General features: G+C 71.5%; 17 protein-coding genes. 12 read left to right on the plus strand and 5 right to left on the minus strand.

Annotated elements, in window-relative coordinates:
• Positions 1–37: 37 nt before the first annotated feature.
• Complete coding sequence (gene htpG / locus GA0070621_RS12215; protein WP_091194712.1) at positions 38–1,930, minus strand: molecular chaperone HtpG; 1,893 nt, start codon at positions 1,928–1,930, stop codon at positions 38–40.
• 199 nt (positions 1,931–2,129) lie between these two features.
• Here htpG and GA0070621_RS12220 point away from each other — a divergent pair, with 199 nt between their 5' ends.
• From GA0070621_RS12220 to prfH, 6 genes are all read left to right on the plus strand, one after another.
• Positions 2,130–3,005 carry an alpha/beta fold hydrolase gene (locus GA0070621_RS12220; RefSeq protein ID WP_091194715.1) on the plus strand — a complete coding sequence of 292 codons (876 nt, stop codon included), beginning with the start codon at positions 2,130–2,132 and terminating at the stop codon, positions 3,003–3,005.
• Between the two features lie 70 nt (positions 3,006–3,075).
• The gene (locus GA0070621_RS12225; protein ID WP_091194717.1) at positions 3,076–3,777 is read left to right on the plus strand and encodes a FadR/GntR family transcriptional regulator; all 702 of its coding nucleotides are present in this window, start codon (positions 3,076–3,078) and stop codon (positions 3,775–3,777) included.
• 14 nt (positions 3,778–3,791) lie between these two features.
• The gene (locus GA0070621_RS12230) at positions 3,792–4,619 is read left to right on the plus strand and encodes a sterol desaturase family protein (protein ID WP_091194720.1); all 828 of its coding nucleotides are present in this window, start codon (positions 3,792–3,794) and stop codon (positions 4,617–4,619) included.
• Entirely contained in the window at positions 4,616–5,266 is a 651-nt protein-coding gene (locus GA0070621_RS12235) for a lysoplasmalogenase (RefSeq protein ID WP_091194722.1), read from the plus strand. The genes GA0070621_RS12230 and GA0070621_RS12235 overlap by 4 nt, the downstream gene beginning before the upstream one ends.
• A gap of 173 nt (positions 5,267–5,439) precedes the next feature.
• Positions 5,440–6,615, plus strand: coding sequence for an RNA ligase RtcB family protein (locus tag GA0070621_RS12240; RefSeq protein ID WP_091194726.1), 1,176 nt, complete (start codon positions 5,440–5,442; stop codon positions 6,613–6,615).
• Entirely contained in the window at positions 6,612–7,268 is a 657-nt protein-coding gene (gene prfH, locus GA0070621_RS12245; RefSeq protein ID WP_091194730.1) for a peptide chain release factor H, read from the plus strand. The genes GA0070621_RS12240 and prfH overlap by 4 nt, the downstream gene beginning before the upstream one ends.
• A gap of 23 nt (positions 7,269–7,291) precedes the next feature.
• On the opposite strand, the gene GA0070621_RS12250 is transcribed toward prfH, so the two are convergent.
• From GA0070621_RS12250 to GA0070621_RS30795, 3 genes are read right to left on the minus strand one after another with little or no spacing between them, the layout of a single operon-like run.
• Entirely contained in the window at positions 7,292–8,257 is a 966-nt protein-coding gene (locus GA0070621_RS12250; protein ID WP_091194734.1) for an NAD(P)-dependent alcohol dehydrogenase, read from the minus strand.
• Entirely contained in the window at positions 8,254–8,478 is a 225-nt protein-coding gene (locus GA0070621_RS30790; protein WP_091194736.1) for a helix-turn-helix transcriptional regulator, read from the minus strand. Before GA0070621_RS30790 ends, GA0070621_RS12250 begins: the two co-directional genes overlap by 4 nt.
• On the minus strand, positions 8,472–8,900 hold the full coding sequence (locus tag GA0070621_RS30795; protein ID WP_091194739.1) for a hypothetical protein: 429 nt from the start codon (positions 8,898–8,900) through the stop codon (positions 8,472–8,474). The genes GA0070621_RS30790 and GA0070621_RS30795 overlap by 7 nt, the downstream gene beginning before the upstream one ends.
• An 87-nt stretch (positions 8,901–8,987) precedes the next feature.
• Between GA0070621_RS30795 and GA0070621_RS12265 the strand changes: the two genes are divergently transcribed.
• The 5 genes from GA0070621_RS12265 to GA0070621_RS12285 all read left to right on the plus strand — a co-directional run bounded on the left by GA0070621_RS12265 (position 8,988) and on the right by GA0070621_RS12285 (position 15,153).
• Positions 8,988–10,280 (plus strand): sugar efflux transporter, encoded by a 1,293-nt coding sequence (locus GA0070621_RS12265; RefSeq protein ID WP_091194741.1) that lies wholly within the window; start codon positions 8,988–8,990, stop codon positions 10,278–10,280.
• Between the two features lie 126 nt (positions 10,281–10,406).
• Entirely contained in the window at positions 10,407–11,201 is a 795-nt protein-coding gene (locus tag GA0070621_RS12270; protein WP_091194744.1) for an SCO2525 family SAM-dependent methyltransferase, read from the plus strand.
• 212 nt (positions 11,202–11,413) lie between these two features.
• Positions 11,414–13,255 (plus strand): SCO2524 family protein, encoded by a 1,842-nt coding sequence (locus tag GA0070621_RS12275; protein ID WP_091194745.1) that lies wholly within the window; start codon positions 11,414–11,416, stop codon positions 13,253–13,255.
• On the plus strand, positions 13,256–14,185 hold the full coding sequence (locus GA0070621_RS12280; protein WP_091194748.1) for an SCO2523 family variant P-loop protein: 930 nt from the start codon (positions 13,256–13,258) through the stop codon (positions 14,183–14,185). It abuts the gene before it with no gap.
• A 5-nt stretch (positions 14,186–14,190) separates the two neighbouring features.
• Complete coding sequence (locus GA0070621_RS12285; protein WP_269455539.1) at positions 14,191–15,153, plus strand: SCO2522 family protein; 963 nt, start codon at positions 14,191–14,193, stop codon at positions 15,151–15,153.
• A gap of 6 nt (positions 15,154–15,159) precedes the next feature.
• On the opposite strand, the gene GA0070621_RS12290 is transcribed toward GA0070621_RS12285, so the two are convergent.
• A complete protein-coding gene (locus GA0070621_RS12290; RefSeq protein ID WP_091194752.1) occupies positions 15,160–16,113 on the minus strand; it encodes an SCO2521 family protein in 954 nt (317 codons plus the stop codon).
• Between the two features lie 288 nt (positions 16,114–16,401).
• Between GA0070621_RS12290 and GA0070621_RS12295 the strand changes: the two genes are divergently transcribed.
• Entirely contained in the window at positions 16,402–20,616 is a 4,215-nt protein-coding gene (locus tag GA0070621_RS12295; protein WP_167666836.1) for a HEAT repeat domain-containing protein, read from the plus strand.
• Positions 20,617–20,715 lie beyond the last annotated feature (99 nt).

Genomic DNA, 20,715 nt, shown 5'->3' on the forward strand with positions numbered 1-20,715 from the left:
CACGGCTGCCACGGCGGGCGGCGGCACCCCGCCGGCCTCAGAGCGTACGGGCGAGCCGGTCGGCGAGGATCCGGGTGAACCGGGACGGGTCGGCCAGTTCCCCGCCCTCGGCCAGCAGCGCCATGCCGTACAGCAGCTCGGCGGTCTCGGTCAGGGCGGTGGTGTCACCGCCCTGCTCGTGCGCCTTGCGCAGCCCGGTGACCAGCGGGTGGGTGGGGTTGAGTTCGAGGATCCGCTTGACCTGGGGCACCTCCTGCCCCATCGCCCGGTACATCTTCTCCAGCGTCGGCGTCATGTCGTGCGCGTCGCCGACGACACAGGCCGGCGAGGTGGTGAGCCGGGAGGAGAGCCGGACCTCCTTGACGGTTTCGGCGAGCGCGCCGCTCATCCAGGTCAGCAGGTCGGCGTACTCCTTGCGCTCGGTCTCGGACTTCTCCTTCTCCTCGTCGGTCTCCAGGTCGACCTGGCCCTTGGCCACCGAGCGGAGGGGCTTCCCGTCGTACTGGCCGACCCGCTCGACCCAGACCTCGTCGACCGGGTCGGTGAGGATCAGCACCTCGTAGCCCTTGGCGCGGAACGCCTCCAGGTGCGGGGAGTTCTCGATGGTGGCCCGGTTCTCGCCGGTGGCGTAGTAGATCTCCGACTGGCCGTCCTTCATCCGCTCGACGTAGGCGCGCAGGGTGGTCGGCTCGGCCGGGTCGTGGGTGGAGGCGGCCCGGACCAGGTCGAGCAGGGCCTCGGTGTTGTCCGGGTCCTCGAGCATCCCCTCCTTGACCACCGCGCCGAACTCGGTCCAGAAGGTGTGGTACGACTCGGCCGACATCTCCTTGAGGGTGGCGAGGACCTTCTTGACCAGGCGGCGGCGCACGGCGCGGATCTGCCGGTCCTGCTGGAGGATCTCCCGGGAGATGTTCAGCGACAGGTCGTGCGCGTCCACGACGCCCTTGACGAAGCGCAGGTAGTTGGGCATCAGCGCGTCGCAGTCGTCCATGATGAACACGCGCTTGACATAGAGCTGCACGCCGCGACGGCCCTGCGGGGAGAAGAGGTCGAGCGGGGCGTGCGACGGCAGGAAGAGCAGGGCCTCGTACTCGAAGGTGCCCTCGCCCCGCATGTGGATGGTCTCCAGCGGGTCGGCCCAGTCGTGCGCGACGTGCCGGTAGAACTCCTTGTACTCGGCCTCGTCGACCTCGTCGCGGGAACGGGCCCAGAGCGCCTTCATCGAGTTGAGCGTCTGCTCCTCGCGGGTGGTGGCGCCGTCCTCGCCCGACCGTTCCACGGTCATCCGGATCGGCCAGGCGATGAAGTCGGAGTAGCGCTTGACGATCTCCCGGATCGTCCACTCGGCGGTGTAGTCGTGCAGGTTGTCCTCGTCGTCGGCGGGCTTGAGGTGCAGGGTGACCGAGGTGCCCTGCGGGGCCTCGTCGACCGGCTCCACCACGTAGGTGCCCTCGCCGGTGGACTCCCAGCGGGTGCCACCGCTCTGCCCGGCGCGGCGGGTCAGCAGGGTCACCTTGTCGGCCACCATGAAGGTGGCGTAGAAGCCGACGCCGAACTGGCCGATCAGCTCCTGGGAGGCGGCGGCGTCCTTCGACTCGCGCAGCTTGCGCAGCAGCTCGGCGGTGCCGGACTTGGCGATCGTGCCGATCAGCCCGACCACCTCGTCGCGGGACATGCCGACGCCGTTGTCCCGCACGGTCAGGGTGCGGGCCTCCCTGTCGACCTCGATCTCGATGTGCAGGTCCGCGGTGTCGACCGTGAGGTCCTTGTCGACCAGCGACTCCAGCCGCAGCTTGTCCAGCGCGTCGGACGCGTTCGAGATCAGTTCGCGCAGGAAGATGTCCTTGTTCGAGTAGATCGAGTGGACCATCAGCTGAAGCAGCTGACGAGCCTCGGCCTGGAACTCCAACGTCTCGACCCGATCGGCCACACCGACTCCTTTCCACTTCGCGGGGATTCCGCCGGAAAGGATACGAGGCGTGACGGCGGCGGCACCGCCGGGTCGTACGGGCGGACCGATGAATGCACTTTTCACCGGAATAACTGGTCCTTGTCCGTTAGCGTCGAGACGGCGCGGGCCCACCCGGTCGGCCGCACGCCTTGCCGAGCACGGACGGAGGTGACTTGCGGTGTTCGACGGGTTCGAGGAATTCGACCTGACGACGTCGGGTACGACGATTCACGGCCGCCGCGGTGGCAGCGGTCCTCCCGTCCTCCTCCTGCACGGCATTCCCGAGACGCACCTCATGTGGCACCGGGTGGCACCGAAGCTCGCCGAGCACTACACCGTCGTCGCCACCGACCTGCGGGGCTACGGCGACAGCGGCAAGCCGCCCAGCACCGCGGACCACGAGCCCTACAGCATGCGCGCGACCGCTCGCGACCAGCTCGAAGTCATGCGGAACCTCGGCTACGACCAGTTCCGGCTCGTCGGACACGACCGCGGCGCGCGGTGCGCGTACCGGCTCGCGTTGGACGCGCCGGACGCGGTCAGCCGGCTGGCCGTCATGGATGTCGTTCCCACCGGGGACGCCTACCGCCGGGCGGAGATGAAATTCAGCCTCGGGTACTGGGTCTGGTCCTTCCTGGCGGCACCGGAGCCGGTGCCCGAGCAGTTCATCGGCGCGGCGCCCGACGTCCTGGTCAACTTCATGCTCGACAGTTGGCCGGAGGTGAAGGACGCGTTCCCGGCCGAGATACGGGCGGAGTACGTCCGGAAGTTCACCGATCCCGCCACCGTGCACGCCATCTGTGAGGAGTACCGGGCCGCCGCGACCCTGGACTACCGGCAGGACGAGGCGGACCGGGGCAACCGGAAGATCGCCTGCCCGGTGCTCTTCCTCTGGAGCCAGCGGGGCTCGGTCGCCAAGTTGTACGACGATCCGCTGGCCATCTGGCGAGAGTGGTCCGACGACGTTCGCGGCGAGCCCGTCCCCGTCGGGCACTTCATCCCCGAGGAGGCACCCGAACAGACCGCCCGGCAGCTGCTGGGCTTCCTCCGGTAGCCACGAGGACTGGACCGTCATCTGGTCCAACCAGTTGACGGGTTGATGTGTCGGAGACCACACTGCCGGCATGGCCTTCGCCCCCGTACCCCGCGCCTCGGTCTCCGACCACGTCTTCGGGCAGCTCCGCGACGCCATCGTCAGCGGTCGCCACCGGCCAGAGGAGACGCTGCCCGGCGAACGCGAGCTGGCCGCCGCGTTCGCGGTCAACCGGCACGCCGTCCGGGAGGCGCTGCGCCGGCTTCAACAGCTCGGCCTGGTCCGGGTCAGCCAGGGCGGCGCGACCCGGGTGCTGGACTGGCGGGTGCACGCCGGGCTGGACCTGGCGCTCTCGCTGGCCCGGTCGGGAGACGTACTCCCGGTCGAGACGCTGGTCCGCGACATGCTGGAGATGCGGGCCTGCGTCGGTGTCGACGCCGCCCGGCTCTGCGCCGAACGCGGCGACCCGGCGGTCACCGCCGCCCTGGTCCGGGCCGCCGAGGAGTACGGCTCGTTCGCGCCCGACCTGCCCCGGATGGCCGAGGCCAACATCGCGATCTGGCGGCTGATCGTGCGGGGCAGCGGCAACACCGCCTACCTGTTGGCGTTCAACAGCCTGGTCGCCGGCACCTTCGCCGTCGGCGACGTCCCGCCCGACTCGCGGGCCGCCGAGCTGCTCGACGTCGCCGGGCACCGCCGGCTCGCCGCCGCCGTCGCGGCCGGCCAGGGTACGGCCGCCGCCCGACACGCCCAGGCCCTGCTGACCGCCCCGGTCACCACCCCCGCCCCCTGAAGGGAAGCCCGAGCATGATCCCGGCCGTGCTCTACGCCGTCCCGGCGTTCCTGCTGCTCATCATCGTCGAGGCGGTCTCCTACCGGTTCCTCCCCGACGACGACGAACGCGGCTACGAACTGCGCGACACCACCACCAGCCTGTCGATGGGCCTGGGCAGCCAGCTCATCGGCGTACCGTGGAAGCTGCTCACCGCCGGCCTCTACGCGGCGCTGTGGCTGGTGGCGCCGGTGCACCTCTCCCCCGCCCACTGGTCGACCTGGGTGCTGCTCTTCTTCGCCGACGACCTGGCCTACTACTGGTTCCATCGGCTGCACCACGAGGTACGCGTGCTCTGGGCCAGCCACGTGGTGCACCACTCCAGCGTCCACTACAACCTCTCCACCGCGCTGCGGCAGAGCTGGACCCCGATGACCTCGCTGCCGTTCTGGCTGCCCCTGGCGCTGCTCGGCATCCCGCCGTGGATGATCTTCCTGCAGCAGTCGGTCAGCCTGCTGTACCAGTTCTTCCTGCACACCGAGCGGATCAACGTGCTGCCCCGTCCGATCGAGCTGGTCCTCAACACCCCGTCCCACCACCGGGTCCACCACGGCTCCAACGCCGAATATCTGGACCGCAACTACGGCGGCATCCTCATCGTCTGGGACCGGCTCTTCGGCACCTTCGCGCCGGAACGGGCCGCCGTCCGGTACGGGCTCACCAAGAACATCAACACGTACAACCCGCTGCGCGTGGCCACCCACGAGTTCGCCGCGATCTGGGCCGACGCCCGCGCCGCCCGTACCTGGCGGCACCGCCTCGGCTACGTCTTCGGCCGTCCCGGCTGGCAGCCGGGCCGGTGAGACGCCCGTGGCTGCCCCTGTTCGGGCTCGTCGCCGTGGTCGAGCTGGTCGGCGTCGGGCTGGGCTCGAACGGTACGGAGTGGCTGGCCAAACCGCTGCTGGCGCCGCTGCTGCTGGCCCTCCTGTGGTCGGCGCGGCGGCGGGTCGACGGCGTCGCGGTCGGGCTGGTGTTCGCCACCGCCGGGGACGTGGCCCTGCTCGTGCCGGGCCGGGCCGCGTTCCTGGCCGGCATGGGCTGCTTCCTGGTCACCCAGCTCGCCCTGCTCACGGCGTTCCTCCGGCACCGCCGGCCGCCGGCCGCGGCGTCGCTGGCGTACGTGGTGCTCTGGGCTGGTGCCAACGCCCTGCTCTGGGGCACGCTGGGGCCGCTTCGGCTGCCGGTCCTCGGCTACAGCCTGGCACTGTCCCTGATGGCCGCCGCCGCGACCGGGGTGTCCCGGCGGGTGGCGGCCGGCGGGGCGCTGTTCCTCGGGTCGGACCTGCTGATCGGGCTGGGTGCCGCCGGCGTCCACCTGCCCGGCCAGGGCCTGCTGGTGATGTCGACGTACGCGGTGGCCCTGCTGCTGATCACCACCGGCTGGGTCACCGCGACGAGCGTTGCCGACCGCCCGTCACCGGTCGGCCGCGATCCACTCCGGATCGCGTAGCCGGCGGTGACCGTTTCCGTCCGGTCGAAAGTCGCTTGCGGCGCTCGGTGGGCTCCGCGAGGGTGGTGCCATGACGTTCTGACGGCAGCACCCTCCAACGCTCTGCTGCCCCGCGGCACCGATCGGTGCCGCGATGCCGTCCGCCCACACCCTTCTGCGAGAAGCGAGCGTCTTTGTCTCCGCACCACTCCCTGCCGCAGTCCACCCCGGCCACCCTCACCGTGTTCGCCTCCCCCAGCAGTTGGATCGAGTCCGACGCCCTCGCGCAGTGCCACCAGGTGGCCGCCCTCGACGGCATGATCCACGTCGCCGCCATGCCGGACCTGCACCCGGGCAAGGGCGCTCCGATCGGAGCGGCCATGGCCTCGACCGTGTTGTACCCGTTCCTGGTCGGCTCCGACATCGGGTGCGGGATCGCCGTGTTCCCCATCCGGCTCAAGCGCGCCGTACCGGAACGGCTCGCCGCCCGGTTTCCCGACCTCGACCGGCCGCTGGACCCCGAGCGGGACGCCGACGACCCGGCCTGGGCCGTCCTCGACGGCGATGTTCCCGCCGGTCACGTCGAGGGGCTCGGGACGGTCGGGCGGGGCAACCACTTCGTCGAGCTGGCCCGGATCGAGACCGTCTTCGAGCCCGGGCACGCGAACCGTCTCGGACTCGACCCGGGCGACCTCGTGCTCGTCGTCCACAGTGGTTCCCGAGGGCTCGGCGAGCGGATCCTGCGGGCGCACACCGAGGTTCACGGTGCGGGTCCCGCCCCCGATGCCGCCGCGTACCTGGCGATGCATGACGACGCTGTACGCTGGGGCTCGCTCAACCGGCGGCTGCTTGCCGCCCGGGCCGCGTACGCGCTGGGGGCCGAGCCCACCGCGCCGGTCGTCGACCAGTGCCACAACCTGGTCGAGGTCCACGACGGGGTCTACCTGCACCGCAAGGGCGCCGCGCCGGGTGACGGCCGCGACGTGCTCATCGCCGGTACGCGAGGCACCCGTTCCTACCTCGTGGCCGCCCACGCCGGCCCGGACGCCAACCACTCCGTCGCGCACGGCGCGGGCCGCAAGATGTCCCGAGCCGACGCGCTGCGCCGCGGTCGGGCCAAGCACACCGTCGAGGAACTGCGCCGCACCCCGGTGGGGTCGCTGGTGGTGTGCGGCGACCGTCAACTCCTCTTCGAGGAGGCGCCCACGGCCTACAAGCGCATCGAGCAGGTGATCAGCGACCTCGTCGAACACGACCTGGCCACCCCCGTGGCCACCACGGTGCCCCTGGTCACCTACAAGACGCCCGACATCGGGTCGGCGTCCCGGTCCGACCGCCGGGACGGCCGCCACCGGCGCGGCCTGCCGTGAGCGTCCACCTGCTCATGTCGGCCGGGCGCGGCCCACAGGAGTGCGCCTGGGCGCTGGCCCGGCTGCTGTGCCGGCTGGAGATCGACGCCACCCGGCACGGCCTGACGACCGAACGGGTCCAGACCGTGCCGGGCGACCGGCCCGACACCTACCGGTCGGTCCTGGTGCGGATCGCCGGCACCGACGCGGAGGCGTTCGCCGTCTCCTGGTCCGGAACGCTGTGCTGGCAGGCCGCCAGCCCCTACCGGGCGAGCACCGGCCGGAAGAACTGGTACGTCATCGCCCGGCCGTGCCAGGTCGACGCCCCGGTCACGACGTTCTCGGAGGCGGACGTCGACGTCGTCGCCTGCCGTACCGGTGGTCCCGGCGGTCAGCACCGGAACAAGGCCAGCACGGCGGTACGGGCGACCCACCGGCCCTCGGGCCTCGTCGTCGTGGTCGACACCGAGCGGCAGCTCAGTCTCAACCGCCGGATCGCCCTGCGGCTGCTGCGCCAGCGCATCGAACGCGGCGACGAGGCGGCCCGGCGCGCCGTCACCGTCGACCGGTGGCGCGTCCACGACGAGCTGGTACGCGGCAACCCCACCCGCGTCGAACGCCCGCAACCGCCGGAACAGGCTGAGGGGCACGGAGGTCGGCGGACGTCTCGGTGACGTCCCAGGGGGCGGGCGCCGGGTCAGATGGCGATGACGGCCTTCCCGCTGGCGTGGCCGCCGTGGAGGGCGCGGATGGCGTCGGGGACGTCGGCCAGCGGCCAGACCCGGTCGACGACCGGAGTGAGTTCGCCGGCCTCGACGAGCCCGGCCAGCGCCGCCAGGTTCGCCGTGCTCTCCTTCGACACCAGCGGCACCAGCCGCTGCTTGACAAAAGGTGACAGGGCCAGCGCCCGGAGCTGCCGGTCGAAGCCCCACATCCACCTTCCGCCGCGTGCCTCGCCGCCGACGAGGAGGAGGACGCCCGTCGCGGCCAGCACCCGGCGCAGTCGGGACAACGGCCGGTTGCCGGCGGTGTCGATGACGGCGTCGTATCGGTGGTCGGGAAGGTCGGCACGGGTGTAGTCGACCACCTCGTGGGCGCCGAGTCCGCGTACCAGGTCGAGTTTGGTGGGCCCGCAGAGGCCGGTGACGTGCGCGCCGGCGGCCCTGGCGAGTTGCACGGCGTACGAGCCGACGCCGCCGCCGGCGCCGATGACCAGGACGCGGTCCCCGGGGCGTATCCAGGCGGCGTCGCGGACGGCGGTGAGCGCGGTCTGCCCGGAGACCGGGACGGCGGCGGCCTGTTCGAAGCTGAGGGTGGCGGGTTTCGGGGCGAGCCGGCCGGCGGACGCGACGGCGTACTCGGCGAAGGAGCCGGCACCGGTGCCGAACACCTCGTCGCCGGGGGTGAATCCGGTGACGCCGGCCCCGACGGCGGTGACCACGCCGGCCAGGTCCATGCCGCGGACGCGGACACGGGGTCGCCGCAGGCCGTAGCCGAGGCGGACCAGGTAGGGCAGGCCGGTCATCAGGTGCCAGACGCCGGGGTCGACGCCGGCCGCGCGGACCTGGACCAGCACCTGGCCGTCGCCGGGCGTCGGTATCTCGATGTCGGCGAGACGGAGCACGTCGGCCGGGCCGTACCGGTCCTGCACGATCGCTTTCACGACTCCTCCTGCGGGTAGTCGAACACGTCGGTGAGGGGCACGCCGAAGACGGCGGCGATCTGGAAGGCCATCTCCAGCGACGGCGAGTAGCGGCCCTGCTCGATGGCGATGACGGTCTGCCGGGTGACGCCGACCCGCCGGGCCAGCTCGGCCTGGGTCATCTCGTCGTGCGCGAACCGCAGCGCCCGGATGGAGTTGGTGATCCGGGTCGGCTTCACCACGACTGGAAACCCAGCCGGTAGGCGACGATCTTCGCGGTCGAGCCGACCACCGCGGAGAGCACGAAGCACAGGTAGATGACGTTGGCGATCCAGAACTGGTCCCAGTCGGCCAGCGCCATGGCCAGCGCCGCGACGCCGCCGACGATCACGAAGGACTGGCCGATGTGGTCGCCGAGCCGGTGGATCTCCCGGTCCCGCTGGTCCTTCTCGTTGGCGCCCTCGGGCGAGACGATCGAGACGCCGATGTGCAGCGCGATCGACGCCACGATCGACCCGGCCACCGTGGCCAGCAGCGGGCCCGCGTAGGAGACCTCCGCGAGCGGGTCACCGTCCGCGCGCCCGAGCACGATCACCACGTACGCGGCATAGCCGGCGATCGCCACCAGCCCCATGATCCAGGCGCGCTTCTCCTCGAACGCCATCGAGCCCTCCCCGAGGTAAAGAATTCTTGACACCATTCAGTGTCAAACACGGCCGACACGGTGTCAAGAATTCTTTACCTATCCAGGATGACCTCCGACGTCAGGGCGGCCGACCCGGAAGCCCTAGAGTGGCAACCCGTGGTGGTGGATGGCGCACGCTCGGGACGGTCCAGCAACGTCCGCACCCTGCTCTCCCTCGGCGTCGTGTTCTTCGCCGTCGGCATCGCGAACGCCGTGGTGATGCCCTTCCTGTCGCTCTTCCTGAGCACGGCGGTGCACGCCGATCCGGTCCGGATCACGCTGTTCCTCCTGGTCGCGCCGCTGTCGGGCGTGGTCGTGGCCACCCTGATCGGATGGCTGTCGGATCGCTGGCCGATCCGCCGGGCACTGCTTGTCGGGGCCTCGCTGGCCGGGCTGATCAACGCGGCGCTGACCGCGTTCATCCGGGACTACTGGATCCTGGTGACGCTGGCCGTGACCTTGGCGCCGCTGGCCATGGCGCTGTTTCCGCAGGCCTTCGCCTACGCTCGTCAGGTCCTCGCCGGCACCGGTCGGGCCGCGATGGGCATCAGCACCCTGCGTACGGTCTTCTCGCTCTCGTGGGTTGTTGGCCCGCCCCTGGCCGCACTGCTGCTGAGCACCGGCGGATTCCGTTTTCTCTACGGGACGGCGGCGATCATGTTCGCGCTCGCCGCGCTCGTGTCGATCGTCGGCCTGAGGCAGGTCGCCACCCCGACGGCCGCCACCGACGGGCACCCGACCGACGCCCCCGCGGCATCGCGGTCCACCCTGCTGCTGACCGCGGCGGCGTTCATCATGCTGAGCTGCCCGCTGACCCTGGGCGTGCAGGCGCTCCCGTTGTTCATCAGTGCCGACCTCGGCGGCGACGCGGCCCAGGCCGGCCTCATCCTCGGTCTCTGCGCCGCCCTGGAGATCCCGATGATGCTGGCCCTGGGCGTCCTGGGCACCCGAATCCGCGTACGCGTGCTGCTGCTCGCCGGAGCCGCCTGCGGTGTCGTGTACTACGCGGTCGCCAGCGTCGCCACGTCCTTCGCGACGCTGGCCGTCGGGCAGCTCGCCAACGCCGCCTTCATCGCGGCGGTGTCCGGCATCGCCATCTCGTACGTGCAGGACCTGCTGCCGCAACACCCCGGACAGGCCACGACCCTGTTCACCAACTGTCACCCGATCGGCGCGATGCTGGCCGGCCCGCTGTTCGGCCTGGCCCAGCACTACGGCTTCCGCCTCGCCTACGGCGTGTCGGCCGCGCTGTGCGCTGCCGGCCTGCTGCTCCTGCTCGTCGTCCGGCCGTCGGCCACCCCACGGGTCGCCACGGCGTACGCCGGCGGGTCCGCCCACTCGCCCGCCCGAACGGGTTGACCGCCGGCAGGCGTCGACGGGCTGCCACTTGCGGGCCCGCTACCACGTCCGATACAAATTGGACAGCGTGTTCAGCGCGTCGGAACAACGGCCAGAGTGGTCCGCCTACCTCGTGGAGGCACGTCCATGGCATTGACGCCGGCGGCTGGCTCTGGTTGCAACGCCTCGTCCACCCCGCCACCCCCAGATCAATCCCCGAGGCCGGTCAATTCCGAGGTCGAATGGGACAGCTTCGATCCCCATGCCTACGTCCGGCACAACTACTCGGCGCTGCGGGCCGACGACCGCGAAATCCTCTGCCGCGTCCGAGACTTCTTCGCCGAGGCGAAACTGTCGGACGCGCGCTGCGTCGACGTGGGGTCGGGGGCGAATCTCTACCCGGTGCTGCCCCTGCTGCCATTCGCCAGCACGGTGGACCTGTGTGAGTGGTCCGCCGCCAATGTGAGCTGGCTACGTACCCAGGTCGACGGCTACGACGAACTCTGGGACCCGTACTGGCGGGTGTGCGCGGAGCACCCGGCGTATTCGGCGCTGACCGATCCGCGGGGCCGTCTGGCGCAGGTGGGTCGGGTGCGCAGGGCCAGCGTCTTCGACCTGCCGAGGCACGCCTGGGACGCGGGCACGATGTTCTTCGTCGCCTGCTCGATCTCGGCCGACCGGGCGGAGTCCGAGCACGCGATCGCCCGGTTCCTCGGCGCGTTACGGCCCGGCTCGCCCTTCGCCGCGGCGTTCATGCTCGGCTCCCGCGGCTACAGCGTCGGCCAACGCTGGTTCCCGGCCGTGCGGTTGCAACGCGCCGAGGTGGAGGCGAGCCTCGCCGCCGGCGCGTACGACCTGAACTTCCACGAGGTACGGCCCAGGCCGCCGCTGCGCGACGGATACCTGAGCATGCTGCTGACCACCGGCCGGACGCGAGGCTGACGCCGATGCCGCCCGAACGGACGAGGCGTGGCGGCGCGATTCGGATCTGGACGAATCGGCCGACACACGAGACGCTGAAGCCGTTCACGCCGGGCTCGGATTCGATGGATACGATTGAGGACGCACCTCACCGTGGATCACCTCACCGTGGATCATCGTGTGCACGGCACCACCAGTTCCGAGTCGACGACTACAGCAGACGGCGGTGAATCATGCGGATACAGCCGCGCCAGGAAATCCTCGACATCTGGCGGGCCACGGTGCGCAGTTGCTGGCAGAACGGTGAATGGCACTGGGGCGGCCGGAGCGGGAGCAACTCCATCAGCGATGCTGAGCAGCTGCTGACCCTGTTGCTGCCGGCGACCAAGGTCCCGGTGCTGTCGCTGGACGACCCGGACCGCACCGACGAGGAGATCCTCGACGCGCTCGGTTCGATCGGCGGCGCCATCGAGATTCCCCGCCGGCTGGTCGGCGTGATGTCCGACTACTTCACCCGGTACACCGACGACGCCGGCACCCCGATCTTCGGCGGCGGAAGCTATCTCACCCCGGTGGACGGCGGCCCGGACCTCAGCGAGGAGCAGCGCTCCCTGGACATCGTCGACTCGTTCGCGGTGTCCATCACGCTCACCCTGGCGACCATCGGTTTCGTCAAGGTCTACCGTGGCTCCACCCAACGGCGCGACCTGCTGGCCCAGCTGGACCGGCTGGAGTCGATGGCCAGCGTGCGGCTCACCGCGGCCATGGTGGGGCTGCTGCGCAGCTTCAGCACCTTCGTCTTCACCTCCAGCGACGAGTACGGCGTCCGGCTGTGCGACATGGTCAACCAGGACGAGGTGCCGCGCCGCGAACTCGTGGCGGCGCTGCGCGAACAGCTGCGGGACACCATGGCCAGCCTGCGCAGCGTGGTGATCGGGTCCGGCCGGGTGACCGAGGACCTGGACAACAGCGACATGCTGTTCGAGTGCGGCTGGTCCTGGGGAATCATCGCCGGGGCCGAGGAGGTCCCGACCACCGAGCCGATCGGCCGGCAGCGCGAGGGCTCGGCCGAGAACGCCCCGTACCTCTACTTCACGGTCATCGCGATGGACGCCATCGACGACCTGAACTCGGAACGCACCCGGCTGCTCGGGCTGCTCAACGAGGAACAGCAGCGGCTGTCCCGGGCGCTGCAACTGCGCTGGGAGCTCACCCGCACCTACTGGGCGACGGTGGCGACGTTCGACAATCGACGGCGGTGGCCGATCGAGGACGTCCCCTGGCGGACCACCGACGGTGACCGCACCGACTACTACACGCTGCAGGCCACCTCGCTGGCGGTGAAGGGCCTGCTCGCCGGCGGGCGCGGCGCCGACGAGGAACTCGGGCGGATCGCCGCCGTGCTGGTGGAGCTGGCCCAGCGGGCGCGGATCACCCGCCGCGCCGCGCCCGACGAGCCGGCGCTGCTGCTGCACGCACCGGGTAAGCGGGTGACCCTGAACGACGACACGTCGAAACCGATCATGACGTGGAACGTCAACGAGTTCTCCACGGTGCTGCTCCAGCGGGCGGCCAGCGTCGCCGGCCTGCTGAGCAACGCCCGCCAGCGCAGCGAGCTGCTCGAACTGGCCGACGAGGTGTGGGATCACCTGCTGCTGCGACGGATCCCGGACGGCCAGCACAGCGGGCTGTGGGACCATGCCGGCGGCGCCTTCCCCGGGCTGGCGTCGGTGCCGGAGGCGCCCTCCTGGTACCTGACCGAGCGGGTGGTGCAGGCCCTGGTCAACGCCGGTCAGTTGCTCTGGGAACGGCCGTTCCCGCGGGCCGGCGGGCTCGCCGCGTACGCGCAGGATCTCATCGACGAGGCCGAGTACCTCTTCGACCGGGAGCTGATGCGCGGCACCTTCGCCGGTACGGCGATGCAGCGCAGCATGCGCAGCATCCGGTCCAGCCTGCGCCGGGCGCAGGTACTGGTCGACGACCGGCCGGGCACCGCGGCCGCCCTGGCGAACTCTCTGTTGCTGCTGCTCAACGACGTCACCACCGGGCAGCAGAAGGCCAGCGAGGGGATCTGAATGCTGGTCTTCGTCACCTCCCACAAGGGCGGCACCGGGCGCTCGGTGACCGCCGCGAACATCGCCTACCGCAGCGCGCTCTCCGGCCGCCCCACCTGCTACCTGGACTACGACTTCGGCTCCCCGACGGCCGGCATCACGTTCCAGATCCCGCAGGCCACGAACGGGGTGGAGGGGGCCGGGCCGAACGGCGGCGGCCTGCACCGGTATCTGCGCGGGGAGATCCCGTCCCCGGAGCAACTGGACGTGTGGGGCACCTCGGAGCGGTCCAGCCTGCGCCAGCGGCCCGCCGGGTCCGGCTCGCTGGTGCTGCTGCCCGGGCAGCGCCACGGCAGCGAGTTCGGCTTCACCAACGACATCGCCAAGCGCTGCGCCGAACTCTTCCTGCGTCTGGAGGAGGAGTTCGACCTGACCCTGGTGGATCTCAGCGCCGGTCGCTCCTACGCCAGCCAGATCGCCCTGGCCGCCACCGCCACGCCGACCATGCGCAAGGTCGGCGCCCGCTGGCTGGTCTTCCACCGGTGGACCCCGCAGCACGTCACCGCGGCCGCGGACCTGGCCTTCGAGGCCGGTGGGATCGTGGCCATGGGCAAGGAGTACGGCCACGAGCCGGACCGGCTGCGGGAGTCGCTCCGGTTCATCCGCACCGCGGTCATCAATCCGCGCGGCCCCGAGGTCGGCCACCTCGACCTCGCCCAGCAGGCGTTCCTCCGCAAGTGCGACGCCGAGCTGTCGGAGCTGGCCCGGCGGCGGGGCACCGGGCGCACCACGCTGCTGGGCACGGTGCCGCTGGACCCGTTGTTGCAGTGGCGCGAACAGCTCATCTCGGACCATGATGTGCAGTCCAAGATTGCCAACGCCAGGACTGTGGACGCCTTCGTGGAGCTGACCGAGAAACTCTTCGACGACACCGCGTGGGAGACCGTGTGATAACCGTGGATGTCAGGTTCCAGGAGGCAGCCGCAGTGCGTCGCACGGAGAGCGTGCCGTACTCACACCTGTCGGTGGAGTTGGGGCACGTCTACGCGGAGGACTTCGGTGACGGGTGCCGGGAGTTGCGGCGCAAGTTCGAGCGGATCGCGGACTGGGCCCAGGCGATCCCGGCGCTGGCCCGTCGAGGGCTGCGTCCGCAGCGGCAACCCCGGGTGAGCACCTGCTTCCTGGTGGACGACTACTTCCACCGATTCGGCAACCCGCGCGAGGTGATCCCGCAGGTGCAGGACGCCGCGGCGGCGCAGGGGCTGGTGCTGGACTACGTGGCCCGGGAGTCCAGCTTCGCCCGGCACGACGATGTCGAACTGGCCCAGCTGGTGGTCGACACGCTGGTGGTGGAGCCGCCCCGGAACACCAACGGGAGCCGCCCGCCGCTCAACGAGTCGGGCTGGCTGTCCAACGGCAAGCGCTCGCCGGGGCACGTGGACGCGCCCGCGATGACCCTGCCGCTGCCGTGGTCCCCACCGGTGCAGTCCGGCGATCCCCGGCACTCCATCTTCGTCGACGTCGAGCTGTGGTCCGACGAGCCGAACGGCCGGGTGTGGGCCTGCGCGCTGCTGGCCTCGGTCTGGCAGATGACCCGGCTGGGCGTGCTGCGGCACCGGGGTGAGACGGTGGCCCAGCCGTACCGGCTGCCGCCCGGCGAGCCGCTGCCCACCGACTGGGACGAGCTGCCGGCGATCGTCCAGTTGAACCCGCTCGCCACGCCGTTCTGCGCGTACCGCACGGTGACCCTGATGGACACCCGGTACCTGCCGGTGGAGATGGCCGTGCGGACCATCCTCGGTCAGGTGGCGGTGCCACCGGCGGTCGCCCGCCAGGTCGCCAAGCGGGCCAGCGGCGAGGGTCTGGAACTGCCCAGCGAACTGGTCGACCGGTTGAGCTACGTGTTCATCGGGGAGTGAGCGTGGTCAGCGCGGGCACGGCTGGTTGACCGCCACCCGGTCGGCCAGGTCGCGCAGCAGCGCCATGTTTCCCACGGTGATCTGGTCCAGGATCCAGTTGACCGAGGAGTTCCACTGCCGGCTGAACCCGGGCACCTGCTCCAACTGCTCCCAGACCGGCCGCAGCCGCGGGTCCACCCGCGCGCCGGGCAGCCACAGGTGCCGCAGGTGCTCCAGCACCGGCCGCAGCCGCTCGATGTGCTCCCGGGTCGAGACCGCCCGGGTCACCGCGAGTTCCATGAGCGTGGACAGCGTGGTGAGCAGCCAGTCGTGCAGGGCGAGATCCTCGCAGAGGCCGGCCACCACGGCCGGCACGTCCTGCGGGCCGACCACCAGTTCGACCGTACGCAGCGTCGGGGTGTCCACCTTGACCACGGCGCTGGCCGCGTCCGGCCGCTGGTCGACCTGGGCGGTCCAGCGCAGCCGGGTGCGCGGCGCGCGCAGTGGCGGTCGCCGATCCAGCACCTCGGACATCTGCACGCCGTCGAGCACCCGGCCGGTGATCGCCTCCAGGTTCAGCACGTCGGCGGCGTTGCCGAGCCGGAAGCCCGCTGCCAGGTCCTCGACGTCCAGCTTGCCAACCGTTTCCAGCACGCCGGGATTGGCCAGGTAGTGCGACCACGGCCGGCGACGCTCCCCGGCGACGACCTGGATGATCGAGGATGCCTGCGCGATCCGGCCGCCGGTGATGACCGCCCGGGTGACCACCGCGCCCACCCCGCGGAGCTGGCGTTTCCGGGCGCTGGGCAGCCAGCAGTCCACGCCGGTGCGGACGTCGGGCGACACCGCGTACAGCGACGGGCGCCGGGAGGTCAGCACGGCCTCGCCCTCCACCAGGCTGAGCACCTCGGAACTCTGCTCCTGCGCCAACGCCGTGCTGTGCTGCAGCAGGCTGGTGTGCACCTCACCCACCGTGAGCATGGCTTCCTCCGCATCGCCACCACCGGTCCGCGGTCGCCCCGCGGAATGCGGTCCCATGGTGATTGACGCACGCCGCCGTGACCCGCACCGACACGGCCCACGTGCGGATCGCCGGTCGGCATGGGCTCGGCTCGCACCGGATCCGAATCCGACCCCGCCATCATAGGACCACCGGATGCGGGGAGCACATATCCGACTGGACGCCGGGCGTTCGCGGGCCGGATGGATGTGAAGGAGGCTGATATTTTGAATGATGCGGTCGCCAGCCACCCCTGGAGTTTGCCGTCCATGAAGGTTTACATTTCGGCCACCCAAAAGGACCTGCTGGAATATCGAGCCGCCGTGCACGCGGCAGCCCGTCGCCTCGAGATCGAAGACGTGGCCATGGAGGCGTACGGCGCGGATATCCGGCCGCCCCTGGAACGCTGCCTGTCCGACGTGCGCCGGTGCGACCTCTACGTGGGCCTCTTCGCCTGGCGATACGGATTTCGGCCGCCCGGCCAGAAGTCCTCCATCACCGAACTGGAGTACCGCGAGGCGCTCGCGGCCGGGAAACCCTGCCTGATCTTCCTGCTCGCCGAGGACACCCCGTGGCCGGTGGACATGGTCGATCGGGACGCCGACTGGCAGCAGATCGTCGCGCTACGCCGGGAGCTCAAGGAACGCCACCTGTGTGCCTTCTTCACCAGTGTGGACGACCTCTCGGCGAAGGTGACCGTGGCCCTGGCCGACGTACGCAGCGGCCGGTCCCCGGCGCGCGAGCCCGGCGACCCCGACATTCACCTGCCGGAGACGGCGCGCAAGCACTACCACAAGCATCTGCGGCAGATGTACCAGGCGGTGCCGCTGGACGCGGTCTCGCCGCGACCCACCATCGGCTACCTCACGGTCGGCCTGTCGAACGTGTTCGTGGAGCCTCGGGTGCACGAGGAGGCCCGGCCGGAGATGCCGCTGGCCTGGTGGCGCTGGGCCGGCTCCACGGCGGACGGCGACACCGGCGGCCTGCCCGGCGTGGTGAACCCGGAGGACGTGGAGCGGCTCTGGGAGGAGTACGCGGCCAAGGACGCGCTGGCCCTGTTCGACGTGGTGTCCGATCCGAGCCGGCGGGCGATCGTGCTGCTCGGCGATCCCGGCTCGGGCAAGTCGGCGGCCGCACGGTATCTGGCGCTGGTGCTGGCCGGGGTGCGCGCCGAGCCCCGGCTGGCGGCGCTGGACCGGCACCTGCCCGTCCTGATCGAGCTGCGCTCGTACTCCACGCATCGTGGGGACGGCCGGTGCGACGGCCTGCTGGACTACGTCGGCCATCGCCGCCAGCAGGGACTGGCCGGGATCGACCGGGACGTGCTGGAGGCGTACCTGCGGCAGGGCGGCCAGGCGCTGTTCCTGTTCGACGGGCTGGACGAGGTGTTCGACCCGGCGCACCGGGAGGAGGTGGCCGCGCAGATCGCCACGTTCGCCACCGAGTACCCGGGGGTACGCACGGTGGTCACCTCGCGGGCCGCCGGGTACCTGCGGCACACCTTCGCCAACGCCGGTTTCGACCACTTCACCCTGGAGGACCTCGACGACGAGCGGATCACGCGGTTCCTGGGCAGCTGGTACCGCTTCGTCATGCCCACACCGGCGGCCGAGGCCGACCGGCAGCGGCGACAGATCCTCGACGTGGTACGCGGATCCCAGGCGATGCACGAGATCGCCGGCAACCCGCTGCTGCTGACGCTCATGGCGATCGTCGGCCGGGACCACCCGCTGCCGCGCAACCGGCGCCGGCTCTACGCGCACGTCACGGACGTGCTGATCTCCGAATGGGACGTGACCAAGCAACTGCGGGAGAGCCACGGCGACGTGCCGCCGCTGGACCCGCAGGCGAAGCTGCGGCTGCTGCGCCACCTGGCGTACCGGATGCAGTGCCGGGAGTCCGGCCCAGCCGGGAACTATATTGAATCCGACGAATTGGCCCGGATCTTCCGGGATCATCTGGTGGAGTTCTACGGCTTCGAGAACGAGCGGGCGCACGCCATGGCCTACTCGATGATCGACAAATTGCGCCAGCGAAGCTTCATCCTGGAACGGTACGGGCTGCGACTGTTCGGGTTCGTGCACCGCACGTTCCTGGAGTACTTCTGCGCCGAGGAGATCGTGGACAGGTTCGAGCACGACCCGGACGCCTGGTCCCTCGACCAGATGCGCGCGCTGTTCCGCGAGCACTGGTCGGACCCGTCCTGGCGGGAGGTGCTCCGGCTGGTCGCCGGCGCGCTGCCCGCCCACACCGCCAACAACCTGATCACCCTGCTCGCGACCGAGGTCAACCGGCCCTGGCCGCCGCTGAACCTGACCAGCCCCCCGTGGAACCTGGTGCTGGCCGCGCAGTGCGTGGCGGAGGCTCCGCAGCCGGCCGAGCTGGCCGACGCCGGCGACGCGGTGCTGCGTCAGGTCGTACTGCTGGTCGAGCACGGCATCTCGGCCGACGACCCGAACCTGGCGGAACTCACCGAGCAGGAGCTGCTCTCCTCGATCCGGGCGCTCGGGCCGCAGTGGCCCGGCCGTGCCACCTTCCTGCACTGGTATCGCCGCCGGGGAGTGCGGACCAGTTGGCGCTCCGGGTCCACGTTCGCCACCCGGGTCGCCGCGACGCTGTCCGCACCCCGGGAGCAGCTGGAGGAGCTGCTGGAACGGGAACTCGGGCAGCGCCGCGAACGGCAGGCCCGGATCACCCTGGTCGCCGGGCTGGCCGAGGCGGCCAGCCGGCCGGACACCACCGGCCACAGCCGCCGGTACTGCCGGGATCAGCTGTTCGCCCAGGCGCGGGCGGAAGGCTCGACCGCGGTACGGCAGGCCGCGGTACGCGCTCTGGTCGCCCACTTCGGCGCCGACCCCGACCTCGTCGACGTGCTGCGCGACCTCGCCGGTTCGCCCGATCCCGCGGTGCGCGCGCTCGCCGTGCAGTCCCTCAGCGGCCGGGCCGAACTCTCCGAGGACGTCCGTGAGTTGCTGCTGGCGCGCGCCACCGAGGACCGGGACACCGCGGTGCGGCGGGCCGCCGCGGGAGTGCTCGCCGCGCGCTGCGAAGACCTGCCGGGCGCGCCCGAGACGCTGCACCGGCTGCTCGCCGCCGACACCGACCCGGGGGTGGTGCAGTGCGCGCTGCACTGCCTGGTGACGCTCCCCGAGTACGCCGAGGCGGCCCGTACCCGGGCGCTGGCGCGGGTGGCCGGCGACGCCCCGGACGAGGTGCGCCGCTGCCTGGTGACCGAGCTGCTGCCCGGGCCCGGCCCGGAGGGCACCGAGCTGCTGCTGAAACTGGCCGGCTCGGACTCCGCCGCCCGGGTCCGCGCGGTCGCCGTACAGCGGCTGATGCTGGCGCCGGACCCCGAGGGGCGCTGCCGGGACCGGCTGGTGGACCGGATCGAGCAGGACGAGGACGCGGCCGTCCGGGCCGCGGCGGTGACCGTACTGGTCGACCGGTACCGGTCGGGCGAGACCGGGTGGGCGGTGGCGGCACAGACGGCACGGTCCGACGAGGACGCGACGGTGCGCCTCGCCGCGGTACGCGAGCTGGCCGAGGCGTACCCGGACCACCGCACCGGGGAGCTGCTGCTGGAGCGGGCCCGCCACGACCCCACCGCGAGCCTCCGGCTCGCCGCGGTGGAGCTGCTCACCGGCCGGCCGCTGCTGGAGCACGCCACCCGTGACCTGCTCATCAGCCGGGCCTCCCAGGAGCGGGACCCGATCGTCCGGTTGCAGGTCACCCGCAGCCTGACCCGCGGTGGCGGTCCGCTGGACGCCAAGGTGCGCGAGTGCCTGACCGAGCAGGTCCGCCGGGACCCCGATCCCAACGTGCTGCGCGCGGCCGCGCAGGCGCTGGCCCGCGACGGCGCGGCCGGCGGACTGGTGGACACGCTGGCCCGACGGGCCCGGCGGGACAGCTACGCCGGCATCCGGCTGGCCGCCGTGCGGACCCTCGCCGAGCACGGGAGCCCCGACGTGGTGACCGACGGGCTGCTGGAGTGCGTCGAGTCCGACACCGACCCGGCGGTGTTCGACGCGGCGGTGCGCTGCCTGACCACGCGGGGCTCGGCGTCGATGGCCGTCACCCATCGGCTGATGCGCCGGCTGGCCGACCAGGACCCGGCGATCCGGGCCCGCGTCGCCGCCGCGCTCGGCGAGCACTTCGGGGCCGATCCGGCGGTCCGGGTGCTGCTGGTGGGGCTGGTCCACGACGATCCGGACCTGGAGGTCCGACGTCGGGCGGTGGAGCAGCTGGCGGCCACGCTGGCCGACCGCGCGGAGGTGCGGGAGCTGCTGATGCGCCTGGTGGACGACGACGACTGGGAGATCCGCCGGACGGCGCTGCTCGCGTTGGCACGCCACTACGGCGAGGACGCCCGCACCCGTGGGGTGCTGGTCCGGCTCGCCCACCAGGAGGACGACAGCACGGTACGGCGGTTGGCCGGGCAACTGCTGGCGACGCTGCCCGTCACCAGCCCCGACGACTTCCCCTGACCGGCCCGCGCCCGCCTGGTCTCGCCACGGCACCGGGGCGCCTCGGCCCACCCGCGCGTCCGCCGGCCCCGCCGGCGGCCATACGCTGGCACGCAGAAG

Origin of the sequence: Micromonospora narathiwatensis (assembly GCF_900089605.1) — a bacterium.
Taxonomy (GTDB): Bacteria; Actinomycetota; Actinomycetes; order Mycobacteriales; family Micromonosporaceae; genus Micromonospora; species Micromonospora narathiwatensis.